The sequence below is a fragment of the Bartonella sp. CE47NXGY genome (genome assembly GCF_042195415.1).
Taxonomy (GTDB): Bacteria; Pseudomonadota; Alphaproteobacteria; order Rhizobiales; family Rhizobiaceae; genus Bartonella.
In genome coordinates this window covers 1-18,846 of record NZ_JBHIOI010000029.1, presented here as the reverse complement: position 1 = coordinate 18,846, position 18,846 = coordinate 1, and the positions used below count along the sequence as shown (strand labels likewise).

General features: G+C 38.0%; 12 protein-coding genes, 1 tRNA gene and 2 pseudogenes. 12 read left to right on the top strand and 3 right to left on the bottom strand.

Annotation, left to right across the window (positions count from 1 at the left end; all coding sequences use genetic code 11):
• Nucleotides 1–1,020: 1,020 nt before the first annotated feature.
• From ACFIL3_RS07705 to ACFIL3_RS07690, 4 genes are all read left to right on the top strand, one after another.
• Complete coding sequence (locus tag ACFIL3_RS07705) at nt 1,021–2,217, top strand: multidrug effflux MFS transporter (RefSeq protein ID WP_375682017.1); 1,197 nt, start codon at nt 1,021–1,023, stop codon at nt 2,215–2,217.
• 266 nt (nt 2,218–2,483) lie between these two features.
• Entirely contained in the window at nt 2,484–3,215 is a 732-nt protein-coding gene (locus ACFIL3_RS07700; RefSeq protein WP_375682016.1) for an alpha/beta fold hydrolase, read from the top strand.
• A complete protein-coding gene (locus ACFIL3_RS07695) occupies nt 3,212–5,386 on the top strand; it encodes an isocitrate/isopropylmalate family dehydrogenase (protein ID WP_375682015.1) in 2,175 nt (724 codons plus the stop codon). Before ACFIL3_RS07700 ends, ACFIL3_RS07695 begins: the two co-directional genes overlap by 4 nt.
• An 845-nt stretch (nt 5,387–6,231) precedes the next feature.
• The gene (locus ACFIL3_RS07690; RefSeq protein ID WP_375613801.1) at nt 6,232–6,996 is read left to right on the top strand and encodes an N-acetylmuramoyl-L-alanine amidase; all 765 of its coding nucleotides are present in this window, start codon (nt 6,232–6,234) and stop codon (nt 6,994–6,996) included.
• Nucleotides 6,997–8,247: 1,251 nt separating this feature from the next.
• Here ACFIL3_RS07690 and ACFIL3_RS07685 read toward each other — a convergent pair.
• Nucleotides 8,248–9,444: a porin gene (locus ACFIL3_RS07685; RefSeq protein ID WP_375612473.1), complete on the bottom strand. Its 1,197-nt coding sequence runs from the start codon at nt 9,442–9,444 to the stop codon at nt 8,248–8,250.
• A 315-nt stretch (nt 9,445–9,759) separates the two neighbouring features.
• On the opposite strand from ACFIL3_RS07685, the gene ACFIL3_RS07680 reads away from it, so the two are divergent.
• Nucleotides 9,760–9,850, top strand: a tRNA-Ser gene (locus tag ACFIL3_RS07680).
• Between the two features lie 589 nt (nt 9,851–10,439).
• On the opposite strand, the gene ACFIL3_RS07675 is transcribed toward ACFIL3_RS07680, so the two are convergent.
• Nucleotides 10,440–11,660 carry an MFS transporter gene (locus ACFIL3_RS07675; protein ID WP_375682014.1) on the bottom strand — a complete coding sequence of 407 codons (1,221 nt, stop codon included), beginning with the start codon at nt 11,658–11,660 and terminating at the stop codon, nt 10,440–10,442.
• Nucleotides 11,657–12,130: a hypothetical protein gene (locus ACFIL3_RS07670; protein ID WP_375682013.1), complete on the bottom strand. Its 474-nt coding sequence runs from the start codon at nt 12,128–12,130 to the stop codon at nt 11,657–11,659. Before ACFIL3_RS07670 ends, ACFIL3_RS07675 begins: the two co-directional genes overlap by 4 nt.
• 782 nt (nt 12,131–12,912) lie before the next feature.
• On the opposite strand from ACFIL3_RS07670, the pseudogene ACFIL3_RS07665 reads away from it, so the two are divergent.
• The 7 genes and pseudogenes from ACFIL3_RS07665 to ACFIL3_RS07635 form a co-directional block, all read left to right on the top strand.
• Nucleotides 12,913–13,160 (top strand): annotated as a pseudogene (locus tag ACFIL3_RS07665) (baseplate assembly protein); the annotation flags it as partial.
• Between the two features lie 259 nt (nt 13,161–13,419).
• Nucleotides 13,420–14,160 carry a YbfB/YjiJ family MFS transporter gene (locus ACFIL3_RS07660; RefSeq protein WP_375612475.1) on the top strand — a complete coding sequence of 247 codons (741 nt, stop codon included), beginning with the start codon at nt 13,420–13,422 and terminating at the stop codon, nt 14,158–14,160.
• Nucleotides 14,161–14,182: 22 nt separating this feature from the next.
• On the top strand, nt 14,183–14,599 hold the full coding sequence (locus tag ACFIL3_RS07655; RefSeq protein ID WP_375682018.1) for a YbfB/YjiJ family MFS transporter: 417 nt from the start codon (nt 14,183–14,185) through the stop codon (nt 14,597–14,599).
• Between the two features lie 157 nt (nt 14,600–14,756).
• On the top strand, nt 14,757–16,562 hold the full coding sequence (locus tag ACFIL3_RS07650) for an FAD/NAD(P)-binding protein (RefSeq protein WP_375682012.1): 1,806 nt from the start codon (nt 14,757–14,759) through the stop codon (nt 16,560–16,562).
• Nucleotides 16,563–16,707: 145 nt separating this feature from the next.
• On the top strand, nt 16,708–17,892 hold the full coding sequence (locus tag ACFIL3_RS07645; protein WP_375682011.1) for a hypothetical protein: 1,185 nt from the start codon (nt 16,708–16,710) through the stop codon (nt 17,890–17,892).
• Nucleotides 17,893–17,906: 14 nt separating this feature from the next.
• Entirely contained in the window at nt 17,907–18,116 is a 210-nt protein-coding gene (locus ACFIL3_RS07640; protein WP_375607418.1) for a 2-hydroxymuconate tautomerase family protein, read from the top strand.
• A gap of 149 nt (nt 18,117–18,265) precedes the next feature.
• Nucleotides 18,266–18,846: pseudogene (locus ACFIL3_RS07635) on the top strand (phage tail protein); the annotation flags it as partial.

The window sequence follows — 18,846 nt, the reverse complement described above, 5'->3', positions numbered from 1 at the left end:
TATGCTGGAGATACAATGCCTTTTTGCAAATTATGTTCCAAAAGTGAATAGATATGCGCCAAAAAGGAATAGGAAAATACTTTAAACAAATGTTTGTTATGAGAAGTAAAATGTGGCTATACAATCCAAAAGACCTCACTTATGTCTGAAAAAAAGCGGGCTATCCGTATACTATTATCATATTATCATCGAATTTCTCATGAGAGAGAATAATTTAAAAAAACTGGATACTATCGTTTATTGGTTTCTAGCTTATAAAGTAGGGGGTATATCTGCTTATTTTTATAAAAGTGTTACTGTTTTTATGGGAAGAATATTTATAAAATGAGATTAGAAGGCGCATTTGAAGATAAAAATAAATATCAGTAATGTTCAATTCATGGTGTTATAAAAGATCATGGATTAAGTTAAATAAAAAGCTTATTGAATTGTTATGACATCATATTTGTTAATATGTTACACGATAATTTTTTGATATTTATCTTAGATGAAGAGTTTTATGAAATGAGTAAGATATATTTGGTTGTGAGTTGGTTTGCAGAGAAAGCATTATATTTTATGGTATAGGGGATAGATCACGATTTTTTACACAATTATTTGTGTTGATAGGGGCTTCAAGCTATTGTTGTGTTATGCGCCGTGTTTATACCATAGTGATTTTGGGGTAGAGACGTTAGAGATTGTTTTTCTGCTTTGCGTTTTGTCGATCAACTTTGATGGATATTGTATAGAAAGTGGGACTGTTGCCGTGGAGAGAGAGATTATGCTTTTGCTTATAATATCAATGAAAAAAGCAGCGGAAGATTACGGCAAAGTATTTGTACAGGAGAGCTTAGTTAGGGAATAACTTTTTAGCTCGTGAAGTTTGTAAAATAAAATGCTTTCTATAAGAAAAATAATATTTTTATAAAGTAAAATAATAACACTTTTAATAATTATTATTTGCATATATAAGCATAAAATATAATTATATTTAATTAAATACTATTTAATAACTACCTAAAAAGTGTGATTTTCTTTATGACTCATAAATATAACTTGCTATTCATTATACTTATCGTATGTTTATCGACGGGAGGGCTGATTTCTACCGATATTTTTTTACCGGCACTGGGCGATATGCGTCAATATTATCAAGTGACACAATCTCAAATTCAAAGTGCAGTGGCGGTTTTTTTGTTGGCATTGGCACTTGGACAGCTCATTTATGGGCCGCTGAGTGATAATTTTGGGCGTAAAAAAACACTTCTATTGGGCTTATTCTTGTGGTTATTTACGACACTTGGTGTGATTTATACGGTTCATATTCACGCTTTTCTTGTGTTACGTTTTTTGCAAGGTCTTGGTGCTTGTGCGGGACTTGTCTTAAGTCGTGCAATTATCAATGATTTGTTGGATAAAAAAGCGGCTGGAAAACTTTATTTGATTGTTTTCCCTTTTATTGGAATGTCACCAGCGCTTGCACCTTTCATTGGTGGACTTTTGATACAGGCTTTTCATTGGCAGGCAACTTTTATCTTTTTAAGCTTTTTTATATTTTTGACCATTTTGCTATGTTGTTTTGTGCTAAGCGAAACTCTACCCCCTCAAAAACGGCAGCATTTTTCTCCGGTAGGATTGATGAAGGCATATTTAGGTGTTTTCAGAAATAAACAATTTATTTTTTATGCACTTATTCCGTGTTTTTCTTACGCTGCCTATTTTGCTTATATTGTGGAGTCGCCTTTTTTACTCACGACTTTGGGGTTATCGCCGATACACATTAGTTATAGCTATATTGGTGTCTCGTTTCCCTATATTTTGGGAAATCTTTTGGCGCGATGGTTTTTTGAACGCGAGTCTATGGAAAAAACTGTGGGGAGAGGGTACATTATTTTTGTGATAGGTGGTGTGCTGTTTGCTTTGCAAATGTATCTAAGCCCATGGCCCCTTGTGACAAGTTTTATGGCTATTGCTGTTCTTACTTTTGGCAATGGTTTTTTATTGCCGTTAGGAACAGCGTTGGCTATTTCATCGCATCCGAAAGCTGCGGGAGCGGCTTCTGGTGTTATGGGATCTTTGCAATTAGGAAGTGCGGCACTCAGTGCAGCGGTTATCGGAAAAATCTCTGGTCATAGCCCACGGGCTATGGCAGCTTTATTAGCTGTGTGTTGTATGATTGGTTTTATCATTTATATTCAAAAAGCGCGTCATTTTATGACTTCAGAAATAAGCTGAGTAAATGATAAAAAGAAAGCATTATGCGGAAATGCTTTTGATATTTTACACAAATGGGGCACCTGTACATTAGATGAATTTTTTTATTAAGTTGCTGGATTGAGTGGATTTAAAATTTGTTACAAGCTTAGTTTGAGTTTAACAAATCGATTATTATGGGGGAAGCTTATGAGTTTAGAATTTCAACATATCTGTATTTTCATTATATTGGGTGGGAAAAGTTCTGGCTCTAATGCATGTTTAAAAATAAGGGGAGGAATTGATCAATGAGCCTTCCTATTATTATTCTTTCTCCTGTAATGCCAATTTGGGATGGTGGTGTTTTTTGTTCTCCATTGACAAAGCTATGTTCAACAAAAGGATTCCCTGTCACTCTGCTGGATACGCTTTCTCTTTTTCCTAAGAGTTCTCATGTTCTCAATTATTCTGCTGTAGACATTTTATCTTTTATGGCAGAAAAACTTAAAAGCTATTTTAAAGAGCCCGCAGTTCTTGTGGGATTTTCTATGGCTGGAACATTGGTACAAATATTGGCAGCCCAGCTTCCCAATGTTCAAGCTGTGCTTGCTGTGAATGCGCCTGGCTATCCAGATAAGGTTTTGCAACGGCGCCTTGGAGATATTCTTGCCTCCTTAGAAAATAATGATTTATCGGGGGCTTTGGAAATACTCAATGGTTTTATGCATCCTTCTGGCATTATGAAAAAAAGAGTTTTATTGGAGATTCCCGATAAACAAAAAAGCGTGGCAATTGAACGCATGACAAGAGGGTTTAAACTCTTATTGATGATGGATGCTAGAGATGAGATAGTTAAGTATAAGGGGAAGTTTTTAGCTTTAGTGGGAGAAAAGTCGCAACTTGCAACGGTAAATAATCAGACGAAAAGTCATAATCTGAACCATGAATATAAGATTATCTCTGGTGCTGGTACGCGTTTGTGGGAGGATAATCCTACTATGACGGATGCAGTTATTGATGAGTGGCTGGAGGGATTATGAAAAAGAAAGTTCTTGTATTACCTGGTGATGGGATAGGACCAGAGGTTTGTGATGCTGCGTTGATGGTTTTAGAGCAATTCCAATTGCCGATTGAATTAACTTATGGTGATATTGGTGTTGAATGTTGGAAACGGGAAGGAGCTTCTGTTCCTCAAGCGACTTGGCAAAAAATTACTCAGAGTGATGCTATTTTACTTGGTGCTGTGACCAGTAAAGGAAAAGAAGCGGCTTTAAAAGAACTTGCTCCGCATTTAAAAGAGCAAAACCTTGCCTATGTTTCTCCCGCACTTCAACTTCGCCAAAAATTAGGTTTGTTTGCGAATATACGTCCTGTAAGATACATCTTTGGTCCCCAACGTCCTTTTCATTTTTGTGTTATCAGAGAAAATAGTGAAGGCCTTTATGCTGGATTGGATTTTCGGGGTATTTCTCCTGAAACAGCCGTTTGGCTAAAACATCCAAATTTGACAAAATATGGGCTTGAGGAAGCTGCGTGGACAGTCCGTTTGCAGACACGCTTTGGTTTAGAGCGGTTATTTGAATACGCTTTTTCTTATGCAAGGAAATATAGCTTTAGGCGAGTTACTTTTGCTGATAAGCCCAATGTTATGCGAGAAAGTGGACAGTTTGCTCAGGAAATTTTTGAGAAGATTGCGCAAAACTATCCGGAAATTGAAGCAGATATTCAGAATGTTGATGCGGTTGCTTTGTGGATTGCAACCAAGCCAGAGCAGTTTGGTGTGATTGTTGCTGAAAATATGTTTGGCAATATTCTCTCTACTCTTGGCTCTGGGATAATGGGGGGATTGGGGCTTGCATCTCATGTGAATGTGGGGAGCGAGATTGCTTGTTTTGAACCTGTTCATGGAAGCGCACCACGTATTGCTGGACAAAATAAAGCCAATCCTTCTGCGATGCTTTATACCACGGCTTTACTCTTAGAGCACTTAGGCTTTAAAGATGCAGCAAAACAACTGTCTGAGAGTGTTGATCAGGTTATTCGTGCTGGAAAAACCGTTACCTATGATCTTGGAGGTATAGCCTCTACCCGTCAAATGGCTGAAGCTGTTCGCAATTCTCTTATGAATTCTGTCTTTGTTCATCGTGCTGCCATTATTACTATTGGTGATGAACTCCTTTCAGGACAATATTTGAATACAAACTTACAAGATTTAAGCCAAAGCTTGAACAAGAGAAATATTCAAGTTACACGTCATTTTGTTTGTGCTGATCAATTACAGCAAATCAGTGAGACTGTTGTTTCTTGTCTTGGACAAGAAGATCTTATCATTATCAGTGGGGGATTGGGACCAACATCAGATGATAAAACACGCGATGGAGTTGCTCAAGCTGTAAAGCAGCCTTTGGTACATCATGAAGATGTTTGGCAAACAATAAAAGGTCAATTACAACGATTAGGGATTACGGCGGATAAGAGTAATGCACGTCAAGCATTGTTTCCTGAGACAGCAACTGTGCTTGATAATCCTACAGGCACAGCACCAGGGTTTTATCTCTCTTGCGATGGAAGTACACTTGTTGTTTTGCCTGGTCCACCATCACAGGCTCTTGCGCTTTTAGAGAATTATTTAGAACACAACGAGAAGAAATATTTTTCTGTATCGCGTGCGGAGTATGCATGGACTTTGATTGGAATTGATGAAAGTACTATTGCGCAGTGGGTTGATGATCATCTTGAAAATGAACCCTTTGAACGGCATTTTTTATGGAAAAGCCCCTATGTTTTGGTGCAACTGGTTGCTCAATCAGAAGCGCTCTTGGAACAACATTTCGTGGAAGCATTTGAAAATCATTTTCACCCCTATTTAGTTGGGGCAGAAGTTACTACTGCTTGTAAACAATTAGCGATGCATGCAGAGGTTCATTGGTTGGGCAATGATCCGCTGCTTTTAAAATATTTTCAGCCCATAGAAAAAGGTAAACAAGATATTCCACTGCTTGAGGTTGAAGTGAGCCTAGAGCCTTCTTTGGAGACATTAGAAAATCAAGCAGAAAGCCTTGGACATGCTACCATAACTATACGGATGAAAGGTTATGGTGAGGATTATATTACTTTTCCCTATACGCGACCACTTTTAGGTGTCGTCTTACAAGAATATGCAGCCTGGGCTGTCTTAAAAAGATATTTGAAAATGGAGAAGAAAAAATGAACCTCTATGGGGATGTAAAATATTGCCTAAATTATTGAACGTTCTATTATAAGAAGTATTTTGATCCTTTTCTTCAGTGGTTTTTGTCTATAGGGTAATTTTTCTTTTGATGTGTCATTAAATGACTTTGATTGATTCAAGATTAAGAAAAACTTTACGATATTAGGCTCGCTATATTCAATATTTATAATGATTAATTATGATTATAAATCAAGATGTTATCTTTCATGGAGCCTATGACAAGGAATCCAGAGACGTCATGTACCGCAAGCGTTGTAGATAATTGAGATTCTTCTGAAAATCAAAAAGCGATGGTGTGAAAAGACAAGAAGTCGTGTCATTTACAGGAAAGCTTTGCAAATTTTATTGAACAATATGTCCGTGAAGAGTTTATTGCGAACATGTGCCGTTCTGTTATCTGATAATAAATTGCTGTAAAGAGCTCATAAAATTTTTCCTTTAAGTTTTTGTGTGATTGCATGATCGTTGGGTGTTCACTTCCGAGGGGCGATATTTTTCAATTTGATAACAGGAAGAACTATTTTTTTGTAAGACGTGAAGATTTAAGGAGTGATCATTTTACGCTTTTGTTTTCTTTTTGATTGGTAATTTGTAGGAATTTTTTTGGGGAAAATATTTAATGTGGTTAAAAACATTTTATGCGTGTGTGGGAGAAAAATAAAAATGTGGTCTTAATTGTTGATAAGAGTGTCAATATTTTTGATGAACAAATTTTAGTCGTAATTCTTAGTATCTAGATGGGAAGTTTATTGCATTTTTTAACAGTTCGTATTCTATCTGTTGTGATGCGCAGTGGTTTTTTAAGCAAAAAAGAAAGGGCTTTTATGTATCAGATTGATTACAACAGTTATCGTTCTGTCAAGAGTTTTAGTCGTCGCGTTCATTTTCTCGTTATGCATTATACGGCTATTGATTTTAAAGCCTCGATTATGGCGCTTACAGGAGAAAAGGTTAGTGCACACTATCTTGTTCCTGATCCTTCAGAGCAGACATATCGTGAGGCAGGCTTTAAGGATATGCGTATTTTTAATCTGGTTGATGAAAATGAGCGTGCATGGCATGCGGGTGTGAGTTCATGGGCTGGGCATAGTCATCTCAATGATGCATCTATCGGGATTGAAATCGTTAATTTAGCGACTTATCATGATGGGACGGGTATGTTTCCTCCTTATAATCCAATACAAATTGATGCTGTTAAGGAACTTGCCTTGAATATTCTTCAACGGTATCCCGATATTATGCCAACTGATGTGGTGGGACATAGTGATATTGCCATTGGAAGAAAAAGTGATCCAGGAGCAGCTTTTCCATGGAGAGAACTTTATAGCGCAGGTATAGGAGCATGGTATGATGATGAACTAAAAAGTCATTATCAAGAGCAATTCTCTAAGAATTTGCCACCCAAAGAAGATGTTTTGGCGAAGCTAAAATGTTATGGATATGACATTTCTGCTGCGTGTACCCAAACAGGATACAAAGATTTGATCCGAGCATTTCAACTTCATTTTCGTCAAGAAAATTATGATGGGATTCTAGATGTTGAAACAGCAGCAATTCTTTATGCATTGGTTGATAAGTATTTTCCGTGAATTCAATGTGTTTTAATTGAAAATATGGCTTATGATTACGTGTAAGCCTTTTTATTATCAGGAAAGGCTGCTTTTTGCCAATTGGCTTTATGTAAAAAGGGCATTAATCGTGTAAAAAATCCCCTGTAGGGTATAAGGCGTTTTATGGAAACATAACTCTGAAAGCTCTATGATTTGCAGAGATTAAATTTTATTGTTTCTTTGTCTTATATTTTTCTTCCTTTAAAAACGCATAAAGCCAAGATGTTGTGTATATGATGACATGTTCCTTACGCAGGGTAAAACGCTTCAAATAAAATGGATTTGTATTGTATATTTACATGCTTGTTTTAAAGAAATGTCTTTTAATGTGTATTACAACACTTATTTTACAGCGACGTTCATAGAGAATATAATCTAAAATCCTCTATGAAGTGTATCCTCATTTTTATGCTTAATAAAAGTGCCTAGCATTATCGTACACTTTGTCAGATCTCAATGTTACGACAACCCTTGGAACTTAAAACGATACATAAAAGGGTTTTCTTTACTCGTTTTTATTCACACGGCTCTCTCCGCTTGTCGTGTACAAGTGAAAGGTTTTGGTTGATTGAAACATGCAAAATTATAAATTATGATTATAAATCAAAGTGATGCAGATTCAAGAAAAATAGGGGCATTTACAGATTGCTATTGATAGGGGGGCTATTCTTTAGAAGGGGAAGAGGTCAATTCATTTTTTTGAAGATATATCTCTTTTCTCTTTTATTGCTTTAGGGGATGTTTGCATCGTTTTGACAGCATGTTTCTTAATGATTAAGTTTTTTAATGAAGCAGTGTTATAAAACGTTGTGTTTTAGAGTGTTGATAGAAGACACATTCAGGCATATCAAAAACACAATGATATCTTGTTTTTTCAATATTTTATCTGTTCAGTGTAGAATTTATTTGAGAAGATCATGACCTAAATTAACAAAGGTTAGAAGTAAATTACCAAGAAAGACCAATTTGCTCATAAAGCAAAGGGGGTTATTCATGCTTTAAAGGGCAAGGAAGAGATTGTGTTTGAAGTGATGTGTAAAAGCCCGTGTGAGGTGCTCTTATCAAACATATCAGGTTAATCTTCTAAGAGTAGTTTTATGAAACTAAGTCGGTTTTTTTTCGAGAGACAAGACAATACGTATCAGGAAAAGATATTCATGATATTTGATTTCAAAAATAAAAACTGGCAAACCATGTTGCCAGTTTTTAAAAGCTGTAGCCTAAATAGGATTAGAATGAACGCTGTAAACGGATCATACCTTGAAAAGCACTTTTCTTGTTGAATAAATGTTTTTCATCATTATTTTTATCCGTCACAACGCGATCATCGTTCCAAGAAACATAGGTTAATTCAGGTGTAATCACAAATCCTGGAACCAGCGTGTATGTAATATTTACAGAAGTTGCAAAGGTTTTTACAGCACTATAAGAAACTTGAGCATTCAAATTTGCTTTTGGAGTAAGCTTGTAAGTGGCACCCGCCCAAGCAGCCCATTTACCACCCCAGTTTGCATAAATTGTTGTGCTTTTTCGTGATAACTCATCATTTGCATTTACTGTGTAGTAATCAAGTCCATTTTTATAGCCAGCCATTACCCATAGATTGAAACGATCGTTGACATTGAAATCTGCACGTACTTTTCCAGCCCACTTTTTGTAGTAAGCATCATATGCTGCAACTGCTGAAAAACCACCCCATTTTTGCATGAACTTTATACCCAAAACCACATTCGGGGTGTAATTTTTAATTGCTTTACTTGGAAGAGTGCCCTCAGTGATAGAAACAAGCTTATCATCTTTATCAATGTAGTATCCTGTTATTCCTGGAAGAGAATCTGCATTATTGCCTAATTCAGCGCCGATAATAGCAGAAAAGCCGGAGTCACCACTAAAGGTGTAGGAAATAAAATTGGTGCGTGTTGTGCCAGCAGGTGCTATGCTGTCATCATTGAGAACATTTCCATAATCACCAGTCCAGCTGTTGAAAATTGTGTCATCAAGACCTACGCGAAAACCACCCAGTTCAATGTAAGCCGCGGCAAGCTTTGCAGCAGCGTTGTCTCTACCATCACCCCAGTTTGAATAAATTCTTGCATATGAACGAAGTGTTCCCATTTCTGTTTCAGAAGCTGCTTGAAAAACAAGGGTGAGCCGTGATGCTGCGCCATAGGTTTTTCTTTTGTTTCTTAGTTCAGTTTCGGTTGTTGCATCGATATTATCACCGCCTATAAAATCAGTACGAACATTTCCTGATAAACGCATGCAGGTTTCTGTTCCAGGGATATAAAAATATCCTTTTCCATAGGCATCACAAACGCGAATATATTCTACAGGTTCGGGTTCGGCGATAACTGTTGAAGCAGCATGTGCTCCAGAAATTGCTAAAAAAGCTGCTGTAGAGCTTAAAAAGAGGGATTTAATATTCATATGGGATCTCCGAGGTCCGGTTAAATTTCTTCTAAAGAGTACCATTTGCCTAACGCATTAAGGACAAAGACATAAGTAAATACGCAGCACTTGTTATCTTAGCTATAACTAATCTTTTTAGAGTTTCAAATGTGAAATTACCTTTTTGTAATATATACATGTACTATTCGAGATGCTGTGGTAAAAAAGACACAATTTTTGTTTTATTAACTTTTGCTCCTTATGGGATCAATAAAGGAAAAAAAATTCAGATATTTGGGAAAAAAATCGAAAATGTCTTGAACTTTCTGTTGATACCATTTATGCCTCTCTGTTGGAGAGGTGGCCGAGTGGTCGAAGGCGCTCCCCTGCTAAGGGAGTAGGGCTCAAAAGGCTCTCGAGAGTTCGAATCTCTTCCTCTCCGCCATCTATTGTTATAAAAGCAGTTGACTGTGTATCGGAATTCTGTTTATCCCGTTGGGATTATGCCTCTCATATAAAAAGCATGTTCTAAACACAAATATACTTGTGTTGCCGATTTATGCGCTTGTTTTAAAGAGATATCTTTGCAATGTGTGTAAGCCCATTTTGCGACGCTGCCTCGTAAATGGTATAAAACACAAAAGTTTCTGTGAGACATATAAAGCCTTATAAAGCCACATCATTTGTATACTTATGAAGATGCAAAGAGGCATATTATATATCTGCCTTCCTGTTGTTATAGATTTTGACTATGAGAGTTCATAAAAGGCATTTTTCCTTTCTAAATCGTTTTTATTTATACGGCTTTCTTTGCTTATGATGTGCAAGCAAATGATTTTGATTGTTTCAACCATAAAGCAGATTTGAAAAGAAAGAATCTTACAATATTCGCGTTTGGTATATTATCATTATAAATCAACGTGTTGCTTTATATTTGCATTGTGTATTGAAAGTTGGATGTGGCAATGCTCTCAAAAAAGTTATAGATTTCTTTTAGAAGAAAACATTGTGGGTGAAATGTTATGGTTTTCCTCTCATAGAGACTTTTGAAAGTGTTTCATCCATCTCATGACAACCAAACCACACATGAAAAAAGTAATGGTCGGTAATATTAGGTAGTAAGATGGAGAAACTTTTGCAGGAAGAAAAGAAATAATACTCAATACTGTAATTGAAAATATTCTTCCGCTAAAAGAGACAGCACCAACAACACCGGAAATATGCTGCGTTTGTTTTTGGTTAAGTTCTGAGAAAAATAAGCTTTTTGCGCCGATCGGTACAGTGCAAATAAATCCATGGATTAAAGAGAAGGCGATGACTGATGCAGCAGTTTGATGGCTATGAACTGAAAAATAGAGCGTTATGCACATCAGCGCAGAAAAGAAGGAAAAATATTTTATAGAATTCTTATATTTTTTATCAAGAACATGATACTTAGACATCAGTAAATTTGAAAAATATTGTGCTGAAAAGGCTCCAATATGGCAGCACATCAAGACGAGCATTTGCGAACCGTTGAGGTGATGAATTTTTCCCCCTGAAAGTATTATCGGTTGCCAGAAATGATAAATAATCTGAATACCAGCGCTAAAAAGGCACATGAGGAAAATAAACCATGCTCCTCCTACTGTATTTTGAAATATCCAGAGCGTTTCCTTGGCATTGTGCAAGATTGTTTTTGTTTTGGACGTTTCAGTTGTCGTTTTCTTTTCTTCAGGAACAATAAGGAAGATCAAAAAAATAAATCCCATCATGAGGCATGAGATGATATATCCCATAAAATATCGTCCAGAGTAATAGATCGTTCCAATTCCTACAATCCCACTGAGAATACTTCCGAAAGAGTTAACCTGGTGGTAGAGATGAGCATAATGCGAAAAGTGATCCTGTTTATCGCCTAGAGAATGGTAAATCCATCCGTCAATGGCGCTGACAATGATGCAAATGCCTGCTGCATAGAGAATTTGCGCAATAATAAGTGCTGTCATATTGGGAGCTTGAAGGCATAGAAGATAAAATACTCCTGTCATAAAGACCCCAGCCATAACGGAATATTTACGCCGATATCTGTCAGATAAAACAGCGCAGGGAAAATCAAGCAGCAGGATGGTGGTGGAAAAGACAACCTGAAGCAGAGCTAATTGCGCCAGACTCACTCCCATGGACATTAAAAAAATCGCATGGTAAACGCCGATCAGCATGCGGACAGCATTATAGGAGCCATAGGTGAGAGCAAGGGTGCGTGCTCTGTTCATTGTGTTGTTCCATAGATTGTACAATAAGAATTTTCATTGAAAAGAATATTTTTCTGTGAAAAGGTAGCGGTTTCATATCCCCATTCAGGGATTAGTGGAAAGAAGGCTTCCATAACCATCCCAAAATTTAAAAGGTCCCTTAGTCTATATGAGATTTCAAAGCGTATTAATGAGAGCAAATGATGCAACTTTAAAGTGATTATGAGGAGCAACATAAGCCTCATAAATGAGATTGTCATCTTTGGAGGGGAGTTGCTTGTGGGGCTGTTGCTTCCGTAGTAATCATTTTGTCTAGATCTGTAAAATGACCCTAGGACGGCAAGATCATTGACATAATTAGGACTTATAGAAGTGTGTTTATTTTTTATACACCATTTACTGATCCATTCTCTTTGCTGATCAGCTGAAATAGCACAAATGATCCATAAATCGGTTTTTGGTAATTTTTTGATATCTTTTTTTATAGTCATCAACATTTGTAATCCCCCCCTTTCTTTCTGATTGTTTCTCCGTATCACTTTACGTCTAAAAAAGTTTTTTTCAGAATTCATCTTTACTTTATTTATTAAAAAGATTGTCTCGCAAGGTGCTTTTTAATCACGTCATTACGATTAAGAATTAAATTTCTGATATAAGAGGAAGGGTGCATGATACATTGTGACTAAATACATAAATCCCTCCGTATCCTGAAATGACGATTTCCTTTTGCAAAACAGTATCTTGAATGGAAGCTCGATAACCATTACTTTGATCATGGAAATGATACCCTAAAAGAGTGCTTATGAGTGCTTGAAGATATTCTTTAGATATTACAGAAAGAACAAGAAAATAGTTTAAAAAAATCAAACTTGGGATGAAAGCTTTCATCTTATGATGGATGATGGTGAATTTTAAACTTCATCTACTGTTTTTTTGAGCTACTGTGCTGTAAGAAAGATCAAACTCCCCCAATTCATGTCTCTAATTTAGATCATTGATCATAAAACATTATATACTGTCTTTTCAAATTATAACTTTGCTCATTGCTTGTCTTCACTGATTAAATCAACATTTCTCTAAAAATGCCGCTTGAGAAAAATGCATCCTATCAGTTTAATATTCTATGATCTTTTAATTAATTTAAAGAAGATAACATAAAATATACGATAAAAAATGAATAAATTTCAATTTTTATAAAAAAACAAACTTTTTACTGCTGCTGATAAAAAACAAAGCTATATTAAAAGTAGCCTTTATACCCTTCAATACTATTGATTTTTGGTTGTTACCGGATGAAGGTTCCTTTGTTTTGGAAAGAGCAGAGCAGAATTTAAGAGCAGAATGGGCGCGTGCGCAAAAGCTTGTCCTTGATCTCTCTTTAAGTTGGATACTAAGCCGCTTGATGGTTGAGGGTGTTCACCATGTGAACATAACGCAACCTTGTGAGGGTATTTTAGTCATACCTGATGAAGCAGAGCTTTAGGGGATATTGTCTTGTTTGAACGGGGGCGTGCTTATTGATTTCCTCGTTGTTATTGCTGCTTAATTTCAGCCATTATTTTCTGAAAAAGAAGCTTTGTAGGGAGAAGATCATACATGGAGCAGAGTGTAAAACGAAGAAATGCATATAACTGATCCAGTAATGTTGACAATAATCGCTCAATATGTTCCTCTGGTTGTTCAAACAAATGGCTAGATTGGCTTTTATTCTCTGAGATAAGTGTTACTCTCGATGAGATAGAATGCGGATGAGCGAATTATTAGTTAAGGGATTAGAGTAATGGGGGGGAAAAATAATCGTCAAGATTTGAGTTATTTCAAAGTCGCTGTATTCGGTATGATTATTATGATTTTGGGGATGGGGATCGGGCGATTTTTCTATACGCCGGTATTTCCAGTTATGTTGGATGAAGGATTGTTTACCTTTAAGCAACTTTCTTATATAGCTAGCGCTAATTATGGCGGTTATTTAATTGGGAGTATGTTTTTTTCGTTTTGCAGAGTTGGGAATATATCCCGTGCTCCCTACATGCTATTTGGTGCAGCTATAGTGACGAGTGCACTTATTTTTGCCATGGCGTTGACACCAAACTTTTACTTGGTCTTCTTTATCCGCTTTGCTGCCGGTATCGCGAGTGCGGCAATGATGATTTTTGGTTCTATGACGGTTATGCAGCATAGTCACAAGGTGTGGGTTATTGCTTCGCTCTATGCGGGTGTGGGAGTTGGTATTCTACTGGGTAATGAGTATGTTATTATTGGTTTGAGTAAATCACTGAACGCGCAAAGTATTTGGTTTGGAGCTGGTTTAATATCTGTTATATTGTTGCTCGTGTTATTTATTTTATTTCCACGTCGTGTTGATGCATCTCAATTTGCTATTAACGAGTCATTGGCACACGAAAATATCGTTTGGTGGGAACTCGCTCTGATTTATGGGCTCGCTGGGTTTGGTTATATTATTGTCGCGACATATCTTCCTCTGATGGCGAAAACATTTAATTTCCCACTGACTTGCTAACCACTTATGGTCGTTTGTCGGAATTGCCATTGTTCCTAGTTGTTTCATTTGGTTATGGGGAGCCCATCGGTGGGGGGTATTACGTTGTCTGATGCTCAATTTGCTTATCCAAGGAGGATGCGTATTACTGACATTATTCAGTCAGTCTCTTGTACTGATCGTTCTCAGTTGTATAGGGTTTGGATTTACTTTTATGGGGACGACCTCTCTAGTTATGCCGTTAGCTAAGCGTTTATATGCGCCGTATGGTATAAATCTGCTAGGCTTGGCTACCTTAACTTACGGTTTTGGCCAAATATTAGGACCTCTCTTGACGAGTTTTTTACAGTCTGGTTCATATGCCATTGCGCTTTCCGTTATCTGTGGTGCTGTAGCGCTTTTTGCCGCTGCTGGAATCTGTCAATATTGTCTTTGTAAAAAGGTTGTTGGCGTTTCATAAATCCGCAATCTTCACTAAAAAGTCGAGAGAATTTATTCCATTCTTTTTGAAATATTTTGTGAAAGTCAAATTATTTTAATAGGAGAGATTACAGAATGCTTCACTCTACAGTCGCTATTTTGGGCGTTGGTCCTCGTGGGTCAGTATTCTCGAACGCTTGCTCACGCTTTATTCCCATTATCCATTTTCTGGGAACATTGATATTTTATTGATTGATTCCAATGAGATGGGGACCGGTACCCATAGTGTGCATCAACCGGATCATTTATTGGTTAACACTGTCGCTTGCCAGATTACTTTATTTGGTGATGATACAGTTAAGGGTGTCGGGCCTATTCGTAAAGGGCCGAATTTCTATCAATGGGCTATTCAACAAGGTTATCGTAATATTAACGGTGTTTTTTCTCGTACAGAGCATAATGTTGGGAGAGAAATCAAAGAAAATGATTATTTATCACGTCGTTTGTTAGGGGAATACCTGTCTTGGGCTTACCAAGAGCTCACGCAAGATTTACCTTCCGGTATTCGTATTAAGGAGATCCGACAAAAGGTTATCAATCTCCATATCCACCAAGATAATAAAACGGATGTTCTTTTGGAAGATGGCTGTCATTATAGTGTAGATTTTGTTTATATGACCACGGGTCACGGTAAGAATATATATTCATCGCATGATGAAAGCCTGCAACAGTTTGTGGCTGGTCACCAAATGAAAAACGCTCTTCTGAACTATTATTCGAATCCTTATCCAATTGAAAAGTTGGACTCTATACAATCTCAGTCTCGTGTGCTGGTGCAGGGAATTGGATTAACTAGCTATGATGTCTTGTCGCAATTGACTTACGGTCGCGGTGGGACTTTTACTGAAAATGCTGGACAATTGCGCTACATGCCAAGCGGCACAGAACCGAAGATAGCTTTATTCTCCCGTCAAACATTGCCTTTTAGTAGTCGCGGGATTAATCAAAAGGGTGGTAGTGGGCAATACATACCATCATTCCTTACTCTCGATGCAATACATCATCTGCGTAAGCAATCCAGCATTGCTAACGGTTCTCCGAAGCTGGATTTCGAAACGCAGCTTTTACCTCTGTTGCTTAAAGAAATGTGTTATGTCTATCGAAGTACGCAGCTGGGGCACTGGCTAGACCCTGAAACCTATGTTGTTACTTCCAAAGACGAGCAGTGTATTCAAGCGTTGCTGTATCCTTATCGAAATAAAATATTTGCTTCTTTGAAGGATTATACAAGATTCTTCATGGAGCATTTGAAGGACGATCTTCATTCTTCCGCTGCAGGTAATGTTGATGGCTCAGTGAAAGCTGCTACAGATGTGCTACGAGATGTCCGTGATATCTTACGTTCAGCAATTGATTTTTGCGGGTTAACGTCTTCATCTCACAAGTACTTTATTGAATATTTTAATCCAAACTTTAACCGTATTTCTGTCGGCCCACCGATGCAGCGAAACCAAGAGTTGAAGGCTCTGATGGAGGCTGGTATCGTGACTTTGGCTGGCGGACCTTCACCTAAACTTGTTCTCAATGCTAGTACCAGCCGTTTCGAAATTCAGTCTGTTTTTCAAGATGAAAACAGTTCAGTTGATGGAGATGTGCTGATCAAGGCCAAGATTGATCGTTTTTCTCCGTTGCGTGATGAGTCCCCTTTTATCCAGAATTTGGCTGGTCAGGGCATCATTCGACCATTTATCAACCAAGGATATCATCCTGGTGGTATTGATATTGACCGTCGGCAGCATCCTATAGACACTAAAGGGCAAATACAAAATACATTATGGGTGGTCGGTAATCCAGTAGAGGGGCCCAATTTTTATACATATATTTTGCCTAGGCCTTTAGTTAATTCTCGTGCACTGCGGGATGCAGGGCGCTGTGTCACTGACATGTACGAGCAGCTTCTTAATCGCTACTCAGTCAAAGATTCAACAATTAATGTACATTGATGATGTAAAAAGCTTCCTGATACGCATGTCCTCCGTATCCGTTATAATGGCGATGCTGATGCTATTCATTTTTCTTATGTCTATCTCAATAAGAACTTGGTTTCTTATTCCATTGGCTGGAGTGACTGTTTTCGGTTATTTGCTTTTGACGATACCATACTGGTGGTTGAAGGGGAATGCACGCAGTGGTGTGTTCATCCTGTTGGCTTGTGCTTTAGTGCTGATATGGCGTTGGCACTTGCCTGATGTTCGTACTGTGCTTGTGCGTTTTACTGATGTCTTTTGGCTATTACTCGCCATGGGATTGTTGCGCCATGTGATGAATACATGGCGTATTTCAGAATTTCTCTCTGAACGGTTGATGCGCTATGGAAAGGGTTCGCTTACCCTGTCCATCGCGATACTGACTGCGTTTTTAGCTTGGCCGATGAGTTTGGGGGTTATCCCCCTAATGATTGATGCCTTGAAAAAAAGTGTTTTTCCCTCTCGCCATTTGGCCGCTATTGTGATGCGAATGATGAGCATCACGATGGTACTGATGCCGACCAGCATCGGTGCAGCAACAGTTTTCGCTGCTATGCCTAGAACACCAATATTCACATCCGCTGCTTTGGGGATACCACTTTTTCTATTCAGTCTGTTGTTGTTGTGCCTTTCTCCTGTTATACCGCTAGCTAACCCGATTATTTGCGATGAGAGAAGAGCGAATAAAGAAGGAGAGAGAGTAAGAATTTGGATTTTTTTGATATTTTTCTGGCTAATATTTATCGTTGCGTTGACAGTTATTAGGTTGAATGCACTAGAAAGCATTGCATTGACGGCGAGCATTCTATACCTCATTGAGCGTGTGAGTTCACTCAGTGTTGATTTTTTGACTCCTTTGGTGGCAGTGATACGCAGTATATCCAGTGAAATTATGTTGTTGCTAGGTTGTAGTCTGCTAATATCTACTTGTGATTTGCTTATTCCTTTGTTGCCGGTGACGTTTAGTCATTCATTGGCATCACTCTCTGTTTGGCAGCGTTATGCCTGTATTCTCTTTGTATTGCCAATTTTCAGTGTAGTAGGAATTCACCCTATGGTGCTATTTAGTTTGGCATTTCCCTTACTAGGGTCATCGATGGCTTATGGGGTTACGGATTATTTGGTTTGGATTTGCTTCTTTATTGCAGCTCAACTCCTTTCTCCTGTATCAATAAATGCTATTTTTGCTTCCAGTAGCCTGCATATTTCACCGGTGGATACGAGCTTTAAAATGCATAATTATTATGTATTAATATTTAATCTTTTTGCGTTCATTTATTTGAGCTTTTTTATTCAATATTTGTAAATTGTGGAGATCTTATGCCTTACATAAATATTAAAATTACTAATGAAGGGGTTACCTCTGAACAGAAACGGCAACTAATAGAAGGGGCAACTCAATTATTAGTTAATATTCTGAATAAAAATCCGAAAACGACTGTTGTCGTGATTGATGAAGTGGAGACAGACAATTGGGGTATTGGTGGTGTCCCCATTACAGAATTAAGAAAAGCTCAAAATAAAGAATAACTCTGTGTATTTGACAATAATTTAAGGTCAATAGGGTTAATCAATGTAAAAAATCCCGTCCTTTAGCAACATTTGATCAGACCGCCCTTGGGGCGGTTGTTACAGCCCCTGATGCTGACAACCAAGTTTTTCCCCTTAACGAGCCTGTGTTGGTCTTCACCCATGATACAGAAAAAATCCAAAAGCTTGGGCGAAGGGGAACGGCTTTTGATGTCATTAACGCCGTGTGCGCGCAGGGGATTGAGGCACAAATTATTCTTGTGCGGGTGGAAGAAAAGTCAACCATTGCTGAGACACAAACCGAAATGGTGGGATCCAATACTCACTTGACCGGTGTGCATGCCTTAGCGCATGCGCGGGGGCATTTGGGGGTGGAACCTGGAATTCTCTTAGCACCGGCTTATAGTGCAGGGCGGATTGACAATGGCAAAAACCCTGTGGCAGACGCTTTGGAACAGGTTGCAGAAAAGTTGCAAGCCATTGCCGTGTTTGATACGGGGGGTAAAAATGCGGAAGAAAGCCTTGCCTATCGTGCAGATTTTTCCTCACGCTTTTGTTATTTGATTGACCCCTTTGTACGGGTGGCAAATCGTGAGGGGGGTGTTAGTGTTAAACCCGCAAGTCCTTTTGCAGCAGCCATGTTTATCAAACGTGACAAGCAAAGGGGCGGTGTTTTTTGGTCTCCTTCCAACCAAGATGTGCATGGCATTTTAGGGACAGCACGCCCCAT

Bases quoted from the DNA above. Each gene is read 5' to 3' on its own strand.
- ACFIL3_RS07695 (WP_375682015.1), top strand. From the start codon at position 3,212: ATGAAAAAGAAAGTTCTTGTATTACCTGGTGATGGGATAGGACCAGAG.
- ACFIL3_RS07640 (WP_375607418.1), top strand. From the start codon at position 17,907: ATGCCTTACATAAATATTAAAATTACTAATGAAGGGGTTACCTCTGAA.
- ACFIL3_RS07670 (WP_375682013.1), bottom strand. From the start codon at position 12,130: ATGACTATAAAAAAAGATATCAAAAAATTACCAAAAACCGATTTATGG.
- ACFIL3_RS07660 (WP_375612475.1), top strand. From the start codon at position 13,420: ATGGGGGGGAAAAATAATCGTCAAGATTTGAGTTATTTCAAAGTCGCT.
- ACFIL3_RS07705 (WP_375682017.1), top strand. From the start codon at position 1,021: ATGACTCATAAATATAACTTGCTATTCATTATACTTATCGTATGTTTA.
- ACFIL3_RS07685 (WP_375612473.1), bottom strand. From the start codon at position 9,444: ATGAATATTAAATCCCTCTTTTTAAGCTCTACAGCAGCTTTTTTAGCA.
- ACFIL3_RS07675 (WP_375682014.1), bottom strand. From the start codon at position 11,660: ATGAACAGAGCACGCACCCTTGCTCTCACCTATGGCTCCTATAATGCT.
- ACFIL3_RS07700 (WP_375682016.1), top strand. From the start codon at position 2,484: ATGAGCCTTCCTATTATTATTCTTTCTCCTGTAATGCCAATTTGGGAT.
- ACFIL3_RS07690 (WP_375613801.1), top strand. From the start codon at position 6,232: ATGTATCAGATTGATTACAACAGTTATCGTTCTGTCAAGAGTTTTAGT.